This window comes from Streptomyces sp. NPDC048603 (genome assembly GCF_043199475.1).
GTDB lineage: Bacteria > Actinomycetota > Actinomycetes > Streptomycetales > Streptomycetaceae > Streptomyces.
Window position 1 is genome coordinate 138,353 of sequence record NZ_JBICVY010000013.1, and the last position, 16,138, is coordinate 154,490.

General features: G+C 73.1%; 14 protein-coding genes. 7 read left to right on the top strand and 7 right to left on the bottom strand.

Going from position 1 to position 16,138, the window contains the following annotated elements:
- Nucleotides 1–29: 29 nt before the first annotated feature.
- Complete coding sequence (locus ACGFQ9_RS29825; protein ID WP_393578050.1) at nt 30–860, bottom strand: siderophore-interacting protein; 831 nt, start codon at nt 858–860, stop codon at nt 30–32.
- Nucleotides 861–916: 56 nt separating this feature from the next.
- Nucleotides 917–1,822 (bottom strand): 5'-3' exonuclease H3TH domain-containing protein, encoded by a 906-nt coding sequence (locus ACGFQ9_RS29830; protein ID WP_393578191.1) that lies wholly within the window; start codon nt 1,820–1,822, stop codon nt 917–919.
- A 161-nt stretch (nt 1,823–1,983) separates the two neighbouring features.
- On the opposite strand from ACGFQ9_RS29830, the gene ACGFQ9_RS29835 reads away from it, so the two are divergent.
- Complete coding sequence (locus tag ACGFQ9_RS29835; RefSeq protein ID WP_365106056.1) at nt 1,984–2,577, top strand: XRE family transcriptional regulator; 594 nt, start codon at nt 1,984–1,986, stop codon at nt 2,575–2,577.
- Between the two features lie 173 nt (nt 2,578–2,750).
- A complete protein-coding gene (locus ACGFQ9_RS29840) occupies nt 2,751–3,458 on the top strand; it encodes a helical backbone metal receptor (RefSeq protein ID WP_393578051.1) in 708 nt (235 codons plus the stop codon).
- Nucleotides 3,459–3,521: 63 nt separating this feature from the next.
- Here the strand turns inward: ACGFQ9_RS29840 and ACGFQ9_RS29845 are convergent, their stop codons facing one another.
- Entirely contained in the window at nt 3,522–4,655 is a 1,134-nt protein-coding gene (locus tag ACGFQ9_RS29845) for a TDT family transporter (RefSeq protein ID WP_393578053.1), read from the bottom strand.
- A gap of 70 nt (nt 4,656–4,725) precedes the next feature.
- Between ACGFQ9_RS29845 and ACGFQ9_RS29850 the strand changes: the two genes are divergently transcribed.
- On the top strand, nt 4,726–5,658 hold the full coding sequence (locus ACGFQ9_RS29850; protein ID WP_393578054.1) for a LysR family transcriptional regulator: 933 nt from the start codon (nt 4,726–4,728) through the stop codon (nt 5,656–5,658).
- A gap of 858 nt (nt 5,659–6,516) precedes the next feature.
- Here ACGFQ9_RS29850 and ACGFQ9_RS29855 read toward each other — a convergent pair.
- The 3 genes from ACGFQ9_RS29855 to ACGFQ9_RS29865 all read right to left on the bottom strand — a co-directional run bounded on the left by ACGFQ9_RS29855 (nt 6,517) and on the right by ACGFQ9_RS29865 (nt 9,738).
- On the bottom strand, nt 6,517–7,218 hold the full coding sequence (locus ACGFQ9_RS29855; protein WP_393578055.1) for a gamma-glutamyl-gamma-aminobutyrate hydrolase family protein: 702 nt from the start codon (nt 7,216–7,218) through the stop codon (nt 6,517–6,519).
- 75 nt (nt 7,219–7,293) lie between these two features.
- Nucleotides 7,294–8,835 carry an ethanolamine permease gene (eat, locus tag ACGFQ9_RS29860; protein WP_393578056.1) on the bottom strand — a complete coding sequence of 514 codons (1,542 nt, stop codon included), beginning with the start codon at nt 8,833–8,835 and terminating at the stop codon, nt 7,294–7,296.
- Nucleotides 8,836–8,967: 132 nt separating this feature from the next.
- Nucleotides 8,968–9,738, bottom strand: coding sequence for a FadR/GntR family transcriptional regulator (locus tag ACGFQ9_RS29865; protein WP_393578057.1), 771 nt, complete (start codon nt 9,736–9,738; stop codon nt 8,968–8,970).
- A gap of 78 nt (nt 9,739–9,816) precedes the next feature.
- On the opposite strand from ACGFQ9_RS29865, the gene ACGFQ9_RS29870 reads away from it, so the two are divergent.
- The 4 genes from ACGFQ9_RS29870 to ACGFQ9_RS29885 all read left to right on the top strand — a co-directional run bounded on the left by ACGFQ9_RS29870 (nt 9,817) and on the right by ACGFQ9_RS29885 (nt 14,851).
- On the top strand, nt 9,817–11,181 hold the full coding sequence (locus ACGFQ9_RS29870) for a glutamine synthetase family protein (RefSeq protein ID WP_393578058.1): 1,365 nt from the start codon (nt 9,817–9,819) through the stop codon (nt 11,179–11,181).
- Between the two features lie 8 nt (nt 11,182–11,189).
- The gene (locus tag ACGFQ9_RS29875; protein WP_393578060.1) at nt 11,190–12,581 is read left to right on the top strand and encodes an aldehyde dehydrogenase family protein; all 1,392 of its coding nucleotides are present in this window, start codon (nt 11,190–11,192) and stop codon (nt 12,579–12,581) included.
- A gap of 4 nt (nt 12,582–12,585) precedes the next feature.
- Entirely contained in the window at nt 12,586–13,389 is an 804-nt protein-coding gene (locus ACGFQ9_RS29880; RefSeq protein WP_393578061.1) for a 3-oxoacyl-ACP reductase, read from the top strand.
- 163 nt (nt 13,390–13,552) lie between these two features.
- Nucleotides 13,553–14,851, top strand: coding sequence for a haloacid dehalogenase-like hydrolase (locus ACGFQ9_RS29885; protein WP_393578062.1), 1,299 nt, complete (start codon nt 13,553–13,555; stop codon nt 14,849–14,851).
- 51 nt (nt 14,852–14,902) lie between these two features.
- On the opposite strand, the gene ACGFQ9_RS29890 is transcribed toward ACGFQ9_RS29885, so the two are convergent.
- The gene (locus ACGFQ9_RS29890; protein WP_393578063.1) at nt 14,903–16,105 is read right to left on the bottom strand and encodes an amino acid deaminase/aldolase; all 1,203 of its coding nucleotides are present in this window, start codon (nt 16,103–16,105) and stop codon (nt 14,903–14,905) included.
- Between the last annotated feature and the right edge of the window lie 33 nt (nt 16,106–16,138).

Below are 16,138 nucleotides of genomic sequence, written 5' to 3' on the forward strand. Positions count from 1 at the left end.
CTGCCGGCGGGCCGGGGGACACCCGGGCGTCAGGCGTGGGCCAGTGACTCCTGCTCGGCCTCGACCTGCGCGTTCCAGTCGCGCTTGATGGCCCGCCAGCCCTCGTCGGTCTCGCCGAGCCGCCAGTAGCCGGAGATGGAGAGGCGTTCGCGGGCGATGCCGCGGTCGGTGCGGAGGTGCCGGCGCAGCTCCTTGACCACGCCCGCCTCGCCGTGGACGAACGCCTGGACATCGGTGGACGGGAAGTCGAGGGAGGTGACGGCTTCGAGGAGGGCCTCGCCGACCGGGCGGTCGCCGCGGTGCAGCCAGACGGGGGTGATCCCGTCCGGGGTGGAGATCGGCTGTTCGTCGGCCGGGCCGGCCACCTCGACGAAGGCGTGCACCCGGGCGCCGCGGGGGAGCCGCTCCAGGGAGGCCGCGATGGCAGGGAGGGCGCTCTCGTCCCCGGCCATCAGGTGCCAGCCGGCCGCGGGAGTGGGGGCGTACGCTCCGCCCGGGCCGACGAAGTGGACGGTCTCGCCGGGCTGGACCCGGGCGGCCCAGGGTCCGGCGAGTCCCTCGTCGCCGTGGAGGACGAAGTCGATCGTCAGGTGCCGCCGTTCGGGGTTCCAGGAACGCACGGTGTACGCCCGCTGGCGAGGCCACTCCTCGCGGGGGTGGGAGCCGCGGATCTGCTCCAGGTCCCAGGGCTCGGCGTACCGGACGCCGTCCGGGGCGAACAGGAGTTTGACGTAGTGGTCGGTGTACTCGCCCGCGCCGAACCCGGCCAGTCCTTCGCCTCCGAGGACGACCCGCACCATGTGCGGGGTGAGCCGCTCGGTGCGGACGACGACTGCGGTGCCGACGGGACGTGATGCCACGGCTGTCTCTCCTGACTCACCCGAATACTTAGGATTGCCTAAGTTAACTTAGCACCTCATCGGTGGAGCGACGCGCTGAGGCGGCTGACCGCCCCGCCAAGACCCCACCGGTGGACCAAAGCGTCGACCTCGTCCGGGTGAGCCGGAGCCGTCGGCAGTGACGGGTCGAACGACGGCAGCGGGACGTCCGTGGCGACCCGCACCACCTTGGGCGCCACCGCGATGTAGGGGCGGGCCTCGTCCAGTCGCTTGCGCTGGGTCGGGGTGAGCCGGGACGACGGGTCGTCGACCGCGGCCATGATCCCCGCCAGGTCCCCGTAGGCGGCCAGCAGCTTCGCCGCGGTCTTCTCGCCGATGCCGGGGACACCGGGCAGGCCGTCGCTCGGGTCCCCGCGCAGCAGGGCCAGATCGGCGTAACCGGGCCCGTCCACTCCGTACTTCTCGCGCAGCACGGCCTCGTCGGTCAGCTGGAGCGTGCCCACCCCCTTGACCGGGTAGAGCACGCGGCGCCCTCGGGCGTCGTCGACCAGCTGGTAGAGGTCCCGGTCACCGGTCACGATGTCGACCGGGCCGGTGGCACGGGCGGTGAGGGTGCCGATGACGTCGTCGGCCTCGTAGCCGGGCACGCCGACCCGGGCGATGCCGAAGGCGTCCAGCGCGGCCTCGATGACGGGCACCTGCGGGGCCAGGGTGTCGGGGATCTCCTCCGCGTCCGGCCCCGACTCCGTCTCCTCGGCTACCCGGTGCGCCTTGTACGAGGGGATCAGCTCGACCCGCCAGTGCGGCCGCCAGTCCGCGTCCATGCAGGCCACCAGGTCGTCGGGGTGGTGGTCGGAGACCAGCCGGGCGATCATGTCGAGCAGCCCGCGGACGGCGTTGACGGGCGTGCCGTCCGGCGCCTTGACGGAGTCCGGCACTCCGAAGTACGCGCGGAAGTAGAGGGAAGCGGTGTCGAGCAGCATCAGGCGACGGTTCATGGGGGTGATGATGCCGTAACCGAAGGTGGCGGAATCGGGCCGGAGGGGAGGGCGGTCCACCCGTGCGCGCGAAACCGGGGGCGAATGCTGCGTAAGGTGCTTACAGCACACCGATGTGCGGAGGACAAGGGGAGGGCAGCCCCGCCATGGACGACAGGGAAAAGGAAAAGGACGCCAAGGAAACGCTTCGGGTGGGTGTGGCCGTGCGGAAGCGGCGACGCGCGCTGAAGCTCACCCTCGCCGCGGTCTCCGGGCGCAGCGGACTCTCGGTTCCCTTCCTCAGCCAGATAGAGAACGAGCGGGCACGGCCGAGCATGCGGTCGCTGGAGCGGGTCGCGGACGCGCTGGAGACCACGGCCGTGGAGCTCCTGGCGGCCTCGGACACCGCGCGCACGGTGGACCTGGTACGGGCCGCCGACGCCGGCGGCATCGAGCCGGCCGCCGGGGTGCGGCCGCTCGTACGCGGCCACCACCAGCTGCACGCACTGGAGTTCACCGGGGACCAGGACGCCGGCCGCGAGTACCAGCACCGCAACGACGAGCTGATGTACGTGGTCGCGGGTGCCTGCCAGGTCGAGGCCGAGGGCCGGGCGTACCGGCTGGAGGCGGGCGACGCGCTGTTCCTGTCGGGCGGGGTCCGGCACCGGTGGCGGGCCGTCACCGAGGACACCCGGATCCTGGTGGTCGCGGTGGGCGAGCACATCCACGCCGTGTCCGAGCCGCCCTCGCCGGAGCACTAGGCCGTGTCTTTCGGATCATGCCGGGCCCGCGGCGTCCGGCGCCGCACCTCGCCGCGTTGTCGGCGGTCGCCGACGCTCCGCGTCGACTCCCTTCTCCGCCTTGCGATGCACGGCGCCGGACGCCGCGGGCTGATCCGGCCTGATCCAAAAGACACGGCCTGGGTGGATCACCGGTGAGGGTCGTCTCGCTGGTGCCCTCGCTGACCGAGGCGGTGGCGGTCAGCGCGCCCGGCGCGCTGGTCGGGGTCACCGACTGGTGCACGCACCCGGCCGGGCTGGAGGCCCGCCGGATCGGGGGGACCAAGAACCCGGACGTGGCCGCGGTCGTCGGGCTCCGGCCCGACCTGGTGATCGCGAACGAGGAGGAGAACCGGGCCCCGGACCTGGCAGCGCTGCGCGCGGCGGGCCTGCGGGTTCTGGTGACCGAGGTCCGCGATCTGGACGGCGCGTTCCGGGAGCTGGACCGGCTGCTGGTCCGGGAACTGGGGCTGGCCCGGCCGGGCTGGCTGGACGCCGCCGAGGCGGCGTGGGAGGGGCTCGCCCCGGTGGGCGACTGGCGGGCCGTGGTCCCGGTGTGGCGGCGGCCGTGGATGGTGCTGGGGCGGGACACCTTCGCCGGGGACCTGCTCGCCCGGCTGGGCGCCCGGAACGTGTTCGCGGGGCACGCCGAGCGGTACCCGAGGGTGCCGGCGGACGGACTGGCGGCGGACTGCGACCTGGTGGTCCTGCCCGACGAGCCGTACCGCTTCACCCGGCAGGACGGCCCGGAGGCGTTCCCCGGACTGCCCGTTGCCCTGGTCAGCGGCCGGCACCTGACCTGGTACGGGCCCTCGCTGGCGGAAGCGCCGCGGGTGCTGGGCGAGGCCCTGCGGAGGGCGTAGGGCCGTGTCCCGGATCCCGTCGGCGGGGGCGGACCCCGGTCGGCCGGGCCCCGCCGGGCCGGTTCAGGCCCGTCGGGGGAGCAGGGTGCCGGCGGCGAGGCCGCGCAGGGTGTGGCCGGCGGCCGCCAGCCAGGCGGTCACCAGCGCGGCGAAGAGCACCGCGGCCAGCCAGGAGAAGGCGGTCAGACCGGTGTGCCGGGCGAGGCCGGCGGCGCCGGTGACGCAGGTGCCCAGCGGGAAGGTGAGCGCCCACCAGGTCATCGCGAAGCCCATCCCGTCACGGGCCGCCCGTACCAGCATGGCCGTGGCCAGGGCCAGCCACAGGAGGGCGAAGCCCATCACCGGGACGCCGTAGATCACCGCGAAGGCGCCGAGCGCGCCGGCGTACGGGGCGCCGATGGCCTGCGGGGCCTGGTCGGCGAGCTGGTTGACGGCGGTGGTGGACTGGCCGAGCGGGCCGAGCACCAGGAACAGGGTCGGGGTGAGGGCGAGGGGCAGGGGGCCGCCGACGATCAGCCGGCCGAAGACCAGCGGCAGCATCAGCAGGGTGGCCAGCAGGCTGACGCCGAACATCGCGTAGCAGGCCAGCAGCAGGGTCTCGCGGGGCTGCCCGGCGGGCAGGTGGGGGATCAGCAGGGGGCCGAGCGCGGCGGACACCATGGGGGCGACCAGGGGGAGCAGCCACACGGGGGTGGCCTGGGAGGGCTCGACCTTGTGGCGTACGACCATCAGGTAGGGCACCACGACGGCCATGACCAGCCCGATGACGGTGCCGGCCGTGAACAGCACGGCATCGGCGGCGACCGCGGCGGGCTCCCCGACGATGTCCTTGCCGACGATCAGGGTGCCTCCGCCGACGGCCAGCAGGGCCATGGAGAGACAGCCGTAGAACGGAGCGACGGCCGGGTCCATGAGGTGGGCGCGGGCCTGGTCACGGTGGTGCAGCCAGTGCCCGGCACGGGCGGCGAGGACGACCGCGAGGACGAGGGCCGAAAGGGCCCAGACGATCCGGCAGGCCACGAGCTGCCCCGGTAGCCGGTAGGGGAGGGTCGCTCCCGCGTTGGCGATGATCGCCGTGCCCATCACCGTGGCGTACCAGTTCGGGCCGAGGTGCCGGAGGGCGGGGAGGGTGAGCGAGCGCTGGGTGTGGCGCTGCTGGTGGCGCTGGTGTTGGCGCGGTTGCGCGAGGGTGGCCATGGGTCCAGCGTCCTGTCGCCGGGGGACAACCGGCAGAGGTCATCTTCCTATGAGGCCATAAGCTGTCTTTATGACCAATGGGCTGGACCTCCCCGTTCCGCTGGCGCACCGGGTGCCCGACCTGGGGGCGCTGGAGCTGCTGCTCGCCGTGGCCCGGGTGGGCAGTCTCGGCGCGGCGGCCCGCGAACTGGGCATCACCCAGCCGGCAGCGAGCAGTCGCATCCGGGCGATGGAGGCCCGGCTGGGGGTGGCCCTGGTGGACCGCTCCCCGCGCGGCTCCACGCTCACGGCGGAGGGCGCCCTGGTCACGGACTGGGCGCGGCGGGTCGTGGAGGCGGCGGAGGCCTTCGACGCGGGCGCGCAGGCGCTGCGCGCGCGGAGGGACTCCCGGCTCCGGGTGGCCGCCAGCATGACCATCGCCGAGTACCTGCTCCCCGGCTGGCTGATCGCACTGCGCGCGGCCCGGCCGGACACGGCGGTGTCGCTGCAGGCGGGGAACTCGGCGACGGTGGCCGAGCGGGTGCTGGCCCACGAGGCCGACCTGGGCTTCGTGGAGGGCCTGAGGGTGCCCGACGGGCTGTCCTCGGTGGTGATCGCCCACGACCGGCTGGTGGTGGCGGTGGCCCCGGAGCACCCGTGGGCCCGGCGCTCCGCGCCGGTGCCGGCGGCGGAACTGGCCGGGACCTCGCTGATCCTGCGGGAATTCGGGTCGGGGACCCGCCAGGTGCTGGACGCCGCGCTGGCCACGGCGGGAGGCCTGGCCGTACCGCTGCTGGAGCTCGCCTCCACGACGGCGGTGAAAGCGGCGGCGGTCAGCGGCGCCGGGCCCTGCGTGCTGTCGGAGCTCTCGCTCGCCGACGAACTGGCCTCGCGCCGCCTGGTGGAGGTGCCGGTGGCGGACGCTGTGCTGCGGCGATCCCTGCGTGCCGTCTGGCCGGCGGGCACCCGCCCGGCCGGCCCGGCCCGGGACCTGCTGTCCCTGACCCGGCGGCCGGCGGCCTGACGAGGTCGACGGGTGGGCGGGACGGGACGGGTGGGGCGGTGCGGGCGTAGTGTGTGATCGCCGGTGCGGCGGGCCGTTGACCGCACCTCCGGGCAGGCCGGGAAGGCACGATGCGCCTGCGGCCATCGCCGTCCGGGTCCGAGGATGGCGGGAGTCCGGGCGGCCATCGGCCCGCCGAGACGACCCGAGCATGCTGTGATCGCGGCCCGGGCACACAGTGATCGATGGCGATCCACGCCCGGCCCACGACCTCCCGTACCCGCCGTCCCGCAGCAGCGAGTAGAGATCGTTTGGCGTCATCCGCCCAACCCCCGGCAGCCCGCACCCGCCGCCTGGCAGAAGCGCGTAGCGATCGATGGCGGCCTATGTCCGGCCCCTGACGGGCCGCGTTCGCTGAGGGACAGGAGCGCGTAGCGATCTGGTGCGCGTGGACCGAGCTGGATTGCGTAGATCTGATCGACTTCGGTCCCGCGTCCGCCCGAAGGGCGGCTGGCCGAGCAGGGCCGCCGCTCGTGCCCACCGAAGCCAGAGCCTCACAACCCGCAGGTCCTCCCTATGCCATTCCCCCGGGGGCCGCCCGACAGTCCTTGTCGTTTCGTGACGGTCGTCGGGGTCAAGGGTGGCCCGAAGGGCCATCGCCGGAGGCGACGCGACCGAAGGGAGCGCCCTTGACGCCGGCGGCCGGCGCGGAATGACACTGGGACTGACGGGCAGCCCCCGGGACGTTCTCGCTCCCGCCCGAGGGCGTCCGCCTTTGGTAACCCCGCCCAGCCGACCGGCCGGGCCACAGCCGAGTCCGGTCGTTGCCCTCGTCCCTGGTCCCGGTCCCCGGTCCCGGCTCCGCCCCCGCTCCGTCGGCTAGCCGACCCGGGCCGGCACCAGGCTCGCGGCGGCTACCAGGCCCGCCATCACGCGGGTGTCGGTGCCGCGTTCCGGGTGCCACTGGACGCCCACCACCCAGGGTTCGCCCGGGAGTTCGATCGCCTCGACCGTGCCGTCCAGTGCGTGCGCCGACACCACCAGTCCCTCGCCCAGCCTGTCCACCGCCTGGTGGTGGTACGTCGGCACCTGGGCCTCCTCCGGGACCAGCGAGGCGTACCGGGTGCCGGTCACCGGGGTGACGGGGTGCGGGGTGACGACACCGTGGCCGTCCGAGTGCCCGTCGATGTGCTGGATCAGCGTGCCGCCCAGCGCCACGTTCAGGGCCTGCATGCCCCGGCAGATGCCGAGCAGTGGGGTGCCCGCCTCCACCGCAGCCCGGATCAGTGCCAGTTCCCAGGTGTCGCGTTCCGGCGCCGCCGGACCGGTGCGGGGGTCGCGGGCGGCCCCGTAGTGCGCCGGGTCCACGTCCGGGCCGCCTGCGATGACCAGGCCGTCCACCCGGCTCAGCACCTCCGCCGCGGCCTCCGGTTCGTCCGGCGGCAGCAGGACGGCCGCGCCGCCCGCCGCCTGTACGAGCCGGTGGTAACCGGTGGGCGTCAGGACCGTGGGGACGTCCCACACGCCGTAGCGGGTGGACGCCTCCACGTAGGTGGTGATGCCGATGAGCGGCCTGGGCACAGCTGGTACCTCCGGAAGGGAACGGCGAACGGTGAACGGGGGTTGGGTGCAGGTCAGTCGCAGGTCAGTCGCAGGTCAGTCGCGGGACAGCTCCGCCTCGGCGGCTGCCAGCGCGGCGAACTCCTCCTCGGGCGCCGAGGCCACCAGATGGTGCCGACTGTAGATCGCGAAGTAGGCCAGGGCGACGGCGTACACGGCCAGTGCGATGAATGCCGCGTCCTTGTCCACCAGGAAGGTGGCGACCAGGGCCGACAGGGCGAGCACGAAGGCCGCCGAGGAGGTGACCACGCCGCCCGGCGTGCGGTACGGCCGGGCCAGGTTCGGCTCGGACCGGCGCAGCACGATGTGCGACAGGGCCATCAGGGCGTACGAGATGGTGGCGCCGAACACCGCGATGTTCAGCATCCGCGCGCCGTTTCCGGTGCCGGCGGCCAGCGCGAAGCCGAGCGCCCCCGGGATGAGCAGCCCCAGGTACGGGGCCTTGCGCCGGGAGGTGAGGGACAGCGCGCGCGGCAGGTAGCCGGCCCGGGAGAGGGCGAACAGCTGTCGGGAGCCGGCGTAGATGAGGGAGAAGAACGAGGCCACCAGTCCGGCCAGGCCGGCGTAGTTGACGAAGCGGCTCAGGGCGGTGGGCTCGCCGTTCCCCTCCAGGGCCACGACCAGGGGGTTGCCGGCCTCCTTGATGGCGTTCGCGCCCTGCGCGCCGGTGGCGGCGAAGAAGGTGATCAGCGCGAGGACGGCGAGGACGCCCATGGACAGTGCGAGGGCCCGGGGCATGGAGCGCACCGGGTCCTTGGCCTCCTCCGCGGCCAGCGGGACCCCCTCGACGCCGAGGAAGAACCACATGCCGAAGGGGAACGCCGCCCAGATGCCCAGCACGCCGAAGGGGAGCCAGGAGGAGGACCCGGCCGCGCCGGTGTCCACCGGGATGTCGTCCAGCCGGGCGACGCTGAAGTCGGTCAGCGCACCGGCCGCGAAGATCAGCAGTGCGGCGACCGCGATGGCGGTGACGATGAGGGAGAAGCGCAGGGCCTCGCCGACCCCCCACAGGTGGACCCCGATGAACAGGACGAAGCAGCCGAGGTAGACCGGCCAGCTGGAGGTCAGCCCGAACAGGCCGAGGGACTCGACGTAGTCGCCGATGAAGATGACGATGGCGGCCGGCGCGAGGATGTACTCGATGAGGATGGCCGTGCCGGTCAGGAAGCCGCCCCAGGGGCCGAGGGCCCGGCGGGCGAATCCGTAGCCCCCGCCCGCCGTGGGCAGGATCGCGGACAGCTCGGCGAGCGAGAAGACCAGGCAGGCGTACATGGCGCCCATGAGCACGGTGGCGATCGCCAGGCCGCCGAACCCGCCCTTGGCGAGGCCGAGGTTCCAGCCGGAGAAGTCTCCGGACACCACGTACGCGACCCCGAGGCCGGTCAGCAGCAGCCAGCCGGCGCTGCCGCGGCGCAGGGTACGGCGCTCCAGATAGGCATCCTCGGGGGAGGATCCGGGAGACGGGCTCGTGGAGGACGGGCTCGCGGAGGACGGGCTCGCGGAGGACGGACTCGTGGAGGAAGGGCCTGCGGAGGACGGTCTTGCGGATGGCGTCGCGGGTGCGATGTCGTCGGCCATGTGCGCTCCTGCCGTGAGGGGGGGCTCGGCAATGGTTGTGCAGCGTACCTTTGCGCCAAGGGGGTGGGGGGCGCAAGACCTCTGCGTTAAACCGCGGTTAACCGCCCCGGCGGGAACAGTGACCAACCGCCGTCACAGGAACCGCGGTCCGAGGAACCCCCGCAGCAGCGCCGCCGTTCCGCAGCAGTGCTCCCGCATCACCTCCCGGGCGGCCTCCGCGTCCCGCTCCAGCACAGCCTCCACCAGCGCGGTGTGCTGCCGCTGCGAATGCTCCAGGTTGCGCACCAGCAGGGGGATGCAGTCCAGCAGGTCGTTGACGGTGGCCCGGACGGCCGCGTACTGCGCCGTCAGGGTGGCCGAGCCTGCGAGTTCGCACAGCGTCAGGTGGAAGAGGGTGTCCTGGCGGCGGTATTCGGCGAGCTGCGCGTCGTGCGTCGCGGCCAGCGCGTCGGTCAGCCGGGCGGTCTCCTCCCCGGTCAGCCCCTGGGCGGCGCACAGCCCGGCCGCGCCCACCTCCAGCACCTCACGGAAACGCAGCACGTCCTCGAGGTCCACGCCGGCGACCCGGCGCCGCAGCTCCTCCTCGGCGCCGCCGGCCGGGGTGTCGGGCCGGGCGCGCACGAACGTTCCGCCGTACCGGCCGCGCCGCGCCTCCACCAGGCCCTGCTCCTGCAGTACCTTCAGCACCTCCCGCAGCGTGACCCGGCTGATCCCCATCCGCTCGGCCAGCTCGCGTTCCGGTGGCAGCCGTTCGCCGGCGGGCACCAGGCCCAGCCGTACCACCTGCAGGATCTGTTCCAGAGCCTCCTCGAAACCGTTGCCGGCCCGCACCTGGCGCAGCACGGGGCGCAGCACGGGATCCAGCCCTCCGGCCGCGCCTTCCCCACCCGCGGTGTTCGCCATATCGGCGTCTCCCCTTCCCAAGCAATGGTTCTGTTCAATACCTTAGACCCACTCGGCTCACCCGAAGGAGAGAATCCCGTGGTAGACCGCAAGCCGCCGCTCGCGCCCGAGGAGCTCCGCTCCCTCGTCGCGAGCGGTGAGATCGACACAGTCGTCCTGGCCTTCCCCGACATGCAGGGACGGCTCCAGGGCAAGCGGTTCGCCGCTCAGTTCTTCCTCGACGAGGTCATGGCCCACGGCACCGAGGGCTGCAACTACCTCCTCGCCGTCGACACCGACATGAACACCGTCGACGGCTACGACATGTCCTCCTGGGACCGCGGCTACGGCGACTTCGCCATGCAACCCGACCTCTCCACCCTGCGCCGCGTCCCCTGGAACGAGGGCACCGCGATGGTCATCGCCGACCTCGCCTGGAACGACGGCACCCCCGTCGTCGCCGCCCCCCGCCAGATCCTCCGGCACCAGCTCGACCGCCTCGCCGCGCACGGATACGCCGCCCAGGTCGGCACCGAGCTGGAGTTCATGGTCTTCAAGGACACCTACGAGCAGGCCTGGAACAGCGGCTACCGCGGCCTGACCCCCGCCAACCAGTACAACATCGACTACTCGGTGCTCGGCACCGGCCGCGTCGAGCCCCTGCTCCGCCGCATCCGCAACGAGATGCAGGGGGCCGGGCTGACCGTGGAGTCCGCCAAGGGCGAGTGCAACCTCGGCCAGCACGAGATCGTGTTCCGCTACGACGAGGCGCTGGTCACCTGCGACCAGCACGCGGTCTACAAGACCGGGGCCAAGGAGATCGCCGCCCAGGAAGGCGTCTCCCTCACCTTCATGGCCAAGTTCGACCAGCGCGAAGGCAACTCCTGTCACATCCACCTCTCCCTCACCGACTCCGACGGGCGCAACGCGATGGCGGGGGAGGGGCCGGACGGTATGTCGGAGGTCATGCGCCAGTTCCTCGCCGGCCAGCTCGCCGCGCTGCGCGACTTCTCCCTCCTCTACGCCCCGAACATCAACTCGTACAAGAGGTTCCGTCCCGGATCCTTTGCCCCGACCGCCGTCGCCTGGGGCTCGGACAACCGGACCTGCGCCCTCCGAGTGGTCGGCCACGGCCGTTCCACCCGCTTCGAGAACCGTCTCCCCGGCGGCGACGTCAATCCCCACCTCGCCGTCGCCGGACTGGTCGCGGCTGGCCTCTACGGCATCGAGAACCGCCTCGAACTGCCCGACCCCTGCACCGGCAACGCCTACACCGCCGACTACGCGCACGTCCCCACCACCCTGCGCGAAGCCGCCGAACTCTGGGAGAACAGCGAGATCGCCAAGGCCGCCTTCGGACCCGAGGTGGTGGCCCACTACCTCAACATGGCCCGCGTCGAACTCGACGCCTACGACTCCGCGGTGACCGACTGGGAACTGCGCCGCTCCTTCGAACGTCTGTGAGGCACCCCGTGACCGACGCGCCTGCCGACCCGACGGCCCCCGAAAAACTGAGCGTCATCAACCCGGCCACCGAAGAACTCGTCGCCCTCGTCCCGGCCGCCACACGGGACGAGGTCGACGCCGCCGTCACCCGGGCCACCGCCGCACAGCGCGCCTGGGCCGCCGCAGCCCCCGCCGACCGCGCCCGGCTGCTGCGCCGCTTCGCCGCCGTGGTCGACGACCACATCGAGGAACTCGCCCTCCTGGAGGTCCGCGAGGCCGGCCACACCCTCGGCAACGCCCGCTGGGAGGCCGGCAACGTCCGCGACCTCCTGGACTTCGCGGGCGGCGGGGTCGAACGGCTCTCCGGCCGGCAGATCCCCGTCCCCGGCGGCCTCGACGTCACCTTCCTCGAACCCCTCGGCGTCATCGGCGTGATCGCCCCCTGGAACTTCCCCATGCCGATCGCCGCCTGGGCACTGGCCCCCGCCCTCGCCGCCGGGAACGCCGTCCTCCTCAAGCCCGCCGAGACCACCCCCCTCACCGCGCTCCGCCTCGCCGAACTCGCCCTCGAAGCCGGGATCCCCGAGCACCTCTTCCAGGTGCTCCCCGGCGAGGGACCGGTGGCCGGCGACGCGCTCGTGGAACACCCCGGCGTGGCGAAGATCGTCTTCACCGGCTCCACCCGGGTCGGCAAGCAGATCATGGCCAAGTGCGCGGACCGGGTGAAGCGCGTCACCCTCGAACTCGGCGGCAAGAGCCCCAACATCGTCTTCGCCGACGCCGACCTGGAGCGCGCCGCCGCCGCGGCCCCCATGGCCTTCCTCGACAACACCGGACAGGACTGCTGTGCCCGCACCCGGATCCTGGTGCAGCGCTCCGTGTACGACCGCTTCCTCGAACTCCTCACCCCCGCCGTCGAATCCGTTGTCGTCGGCGACCCGCTCGATCCGGCGACCCAGATGGGCCCGCTCATCTCGGCCGCCCAGCGGGACCGCGTACGGTCCTACGTCACCGACGACCTCACCGCGATCCGAGGCACCGCCCCCGAAGGCCCCGGGTTCTGGTACCCGCCGACCCTGGTCACCGGCGTCGCCCCGACCGCACCCGTCGCCGTCGAGGAGGTCTTCGGCCCCGTCGCCGTCCTCCTGCCCTTCGAGGACGAGGCGGACGCCGTCCGCCTGGCCAACGCCACCGAGTACGGCCTCTCCGGGTCCATCTGGACCTGCGACGTCGGCCGCGCCGTGCGCGTCTCCCGCGCCGTCGCCGCGGGCAACCTCTCCGTCAACTCCCACAGCAGCGTCCGCTACTGGACCCCCTTCGGGGGCTACAAGCAGTCGGGACTCGGCCGCGAACTCGGCCCCGACGCCCTCACCGCCTTCACCGAGACCAAGAACGTCTTCATCAGCACGGAGGACTGAGCACATGTCCCACGCAGAGCACGCCGAGAACGCAGAGATCGTCTGCCGCCGCCTGGTCGGCCGTACCGCGGTGATCACCGGAGCCGGCAGCGGCATCGGCCTCGCCACCGCCCGCCGGCTCGCCTCCGAAGGCGCCAACGTCGTCTGCGGCGACATCGACGAGAAGGCCGGCAAGGCCGCCGCCGAGGAGGTCGGCGGCACCTTCGTGAAGGTCGACGTCACCGACCCCGAGGAGGTCGAGGCCCTCTTCCGCACCGCCTTCGACACCTACGGCTCGGTGGACATCGCCTTCAACAACGCCGGCATCTCGCCCCCCGACGACGACTCCATCCTCACCACCGGCCTGGAGGCGTGGAAGCGCGTCCAGGACGTCAACCTCACCTCCGTCTACCTCTGCTGCAAGGCGGCCCTGCCGTACATGCAGCGCCAGGGCCGCGGCTCCATCATCAACACCGCCTCCTTCGTGGCGATCATGGGCGCCGCGACCTCCCAGATCTCCTACACCGCCTCCAAGGGCGGCGTGCTCGCCATGTCCCGGGAGCTCGGCGTGCAGTTCGCCCGCGAGGGCATCCGGGTCAACGCCCTCTGCCCCGGACCGGTGAACACCCCGCTCCTGCAGGAACTGTTCGCCAAGGACCCCGAGCGCGCCGCGCGCCGCCTGGTCCACATCCCCGTGGGCCGGTTCGCCGAGGCCGAGGAGATCGCGGCCGCCGTGGCCTTCCTCGCCAGCGACGACTCCTCCTTCATCAACGCCACCGACTTCCTCGTCGACGGCGGCATCTCCGGGGCCTACGTCACCCCCCTGTAGCGGGCCCGGCCGCCGGGCGGCGCAGCCGCATCGCCCCCCGACGGTTCACCACCGCTCCACCACCCCGACAGCCGGGCGTCGCACGACGCCCGGCTGTCGTGTCTACCGTCCCTGACGATCTTGAGGCCGTCCGGCCTCGGTTACGACAGGAGTATCCAGCTCAGTGTCCCGCTCCCAGACCCTCCGGCGGCTGCAGGCCGTCGGCGCCGCCGCGGCCGTCGCCGCCGGCACCCTCGCCGTCTCCGCCTCCGCGGCCCAGGCGGCCCCCGCCGCCGCCCGCTGCACCGCCCCGCAGCTGGCCGGCGGCTGGTACGGCGCCAACCAGGCCCGTCTCCAGCAGCTCATCGACCGGTACCACAGCTGCGACCCGTACCGGGACGCCCGTTCCAAGCCCGTCGCCGTCTTCGACTGGGACAACACCGTCGTCAAGAACGACGTGGGCGACGCCACCATGTACTGGCTGCTGCGCAACGGGAAGATCCGCCAGCCCTCCGGCCGCGACTGGCACACCACCAGCCGCCACCTCACCGACCAGGCGGCCGCCGCCCTCTCCGCGGCCTGCGACGGGCTCGCCCGGCCCGGCGCACCGCTGCCCACCCACACCCCGGCCGGCACCGCCTGCGCCGACCAGATCAACACCGTCTACGGCACCGGCGCCACCACCACTGGCGCCGCCGCCTTCACCGGCTGGAACCGCCGCACCACCGAGCCCTCGTACGCCTGGCTGCCCCAGCTGATGCAAGGCTGGACCGCCAGGGAGATACGGTCCTTCGCCGCCGCCGCCCGCACCGAGAACCTGGCCGCGCCCATCGGCGCCAAGCAGCAGGTCGGCAGCGGCACCGCCACCGGCTGGGTCCGCTACTACGACCAGCAGAAGGACCTGATCAAGAAGCTCCAGAAGGCCGGCTTCGACGTCTGGATCAGCTCCGCCTCCCCGCAGCCCGTGGTCGAGGTGTGGGCCAAGGGCGTCGGCATCGAAGCCGACCACGTCATCGGCATCCGCAACACCACCACCCGCGGCGGGAAGCTGACCCCGCACTTCCAGGGCTGCGGCTCGGTCCGCGACGGCGCCGACACGATGATCACGTACATCGACGGCAAGCGCTGCTGGATCAACAAGGAGATCTTCGGCGTGCGCGGCGCCGCGGCCGAGAAGGTCCAGCCGGCCGCACGCCGCCAGGTCTTCGCCGCCGGGGACTCCGACACCGACATCTCGTTCCTCCGCGACGCCACCGCCCTCCGGCTGGTGGTCAACCGCAACAAGAACGAGCTGATGTGCCGCGCGTACGACAACAGCGACGGCCGCTGGATCGTCAACCCGATGTTCATCGAGCCGAAGAAGCAGAAGACCGGCTCCTACCCCTGCGCCACCACCGGGTACGTCAACCCGGACGGCACCACCGGCCCGGTGCGCCGCTCCGACCGGAGCATCGTCCCGGACCAGCAGGACACCGTCTTCTGAACGGGCGCGTGACCCCGGCCGGCTGACCGCGGGCCGGCCGCGGGCCGCCGGCTAGAGGAAGGTGCGGCCTTCGCCCCGGTACGTCGGGACGGAGGCCGTCACCACGTCCCCCTCCACCAGGTGCAGCCGGTCGAACCGCTCGCACAGCTCCCCGGCCTTCGCGTGCCGGAACCACACCCGGTCGCCGACCAGCAGGTCGTCGGCCGGGGCCCCCAGCAGCGGGGTCTGCACCTCGCCGGCCCCTTCCTGCGGGTCGTACCGCAGCCCACGCGGGAGGTACGGCTCCGGCAGCCGGTCGGCGCCCGCCGCGCCCGAGGCCGGATAGCCGCCGCCCAGCACGGTCACCACCCCCACCCCCGGCCGCCGGACCACCGGCAGCGCGAACAGCGCCGCCGGCCGCCCCGAGAAGGAGGTGTAGTTGTCGAACAGCCGGGGCTGGTACAGCCCTGAACCCGCGGCGATCTCGGTCACCGAGGCCTCCGCCGCCGTGTGCTGCACGCTCCCGGTGCCGCCGCCGTTGACGAACTCCAGGTCCGGCACCACCTCCCGGACGGCCCGCACCACCTCGGCCCGGCGGGCCGCCAGCTCCCGGCGGGCCGCGGCCTGCATCAGCCGGATCGCCCGCGACCGCAGCGGCCGCCCCGCCACCGCGTCGCCGACCCCCGCGACATGGCCCTCGTACGCCATCAGCCCCACCACACGGAACCCCGGCCGCCGCTGCACCGCTTCGGCCAGCCCGGCCAGCTCGGCCGGCTCGCGCAGGGGGGACCGCCGGGCGCCGACCCGCACCCGGCCGCCGAACAGCCGCAGCGCCGTGTCCAGTTCCAGGCAGACCCGGATCTCCTCGCGGCCGCCGTCCCGCGCCCGGTCGATCAGCTCCAGCTGCGCCGGATCGTCGACCATGACGGTGACCGAGCCGGCCAGCTTGGCGTCGGAGGCCAGTTCGGCGAAGCCCGCGCGGTCCGCCGACGGATACGCCAGCAGTACGTCCTCGAAGCCCGACCGGGCCAGCCACACCGACTCCGCCAGGGTGTACGACATGATCCCGGCGAAGCCCGGGCGGGCCAGCACCCGCTCCAGCAGGGCCCGGCACCGTACGGACTTGCTGGCGACCCGTACCGGCTTGCCGGCGGCCCGCCGGACGACGTCGTCCGCGTTGGCGTCGAACGCGTTCAGGTCCACGATGGCCAGCGGCGCGTCCAGGTGGGCGGTGGCCCGGTCGTACCGGGCCCGGTCCGAGGCGGGGGTGTTCATGGGCGCAGCTTGCCAGACCGGTCTACCGGTGGG

What these genes read in the sequence shown, in the direction of transcription:
- ACGFQ9_RS29830 (WP_393578191.1), bottom strand. Translation starts at nt 1,822, where the DNA reads ATGCTGCTCGACACCGCTTCCCTCTACTTCCGCGCGTACTTCGGAGTG.
- ACGFQ9_RS29835 (WP_365106056.1), top strand. Translation starts at nt 1,984, where the DNA reads ATGGACGACAGGGAAAAGGAAAAGGACGCCAAGGAAACGCTTCGGGTG.
- ACGFQ9_RS29845 (WP_393578053.1), bottom strand. Translation starts at nt 4,655, where the DNA reads ATGGCCACCCTCGCGCAACCGCGCCAACACCAGCGCCACCAGCAGCGC.
- ACGFQ9_RS29850 (WP_393578054.1), top strand. Translation starts at nt 4,726, where the DNA reads ATGACCAATGGGCTGGACCTCCCCGTTCCGCTGGCGCACCGGGTGCCC.
- eat (WP_393578056.1), bottom strand. Translation starts at nt 8,835, where the DNA reads ATGGCCGACGACATCGCACCCGCGACGCCATCCGCAAGACCGTCCTCC.
- ACGFQ9_RS29865 (WP_393578057.1), bottom strand. Translation starts at nt 9,738, where the DNA reads ATGGCGAACACCGCGGGTGGGGAAGGCGCGGCCGGAGGGCTGGATCCC.
- ACGFQ9_RS29880 (WP_393578061.1), top strand. Translation starts at nt 12,586, where the DNA reads ATGTCCCACGCAGAGCACGCCGAGAACGCAGAGATCGTCTGCCGCCGC.
- ACGFQ9_RS29890 (WP_393578063.1), bottom strand. Translation starts at nt 16,105, where the DNA reads ATGAACACCCCCGCCTCGGACCGGGCCCGGTACGACCGGGCCACCGCC.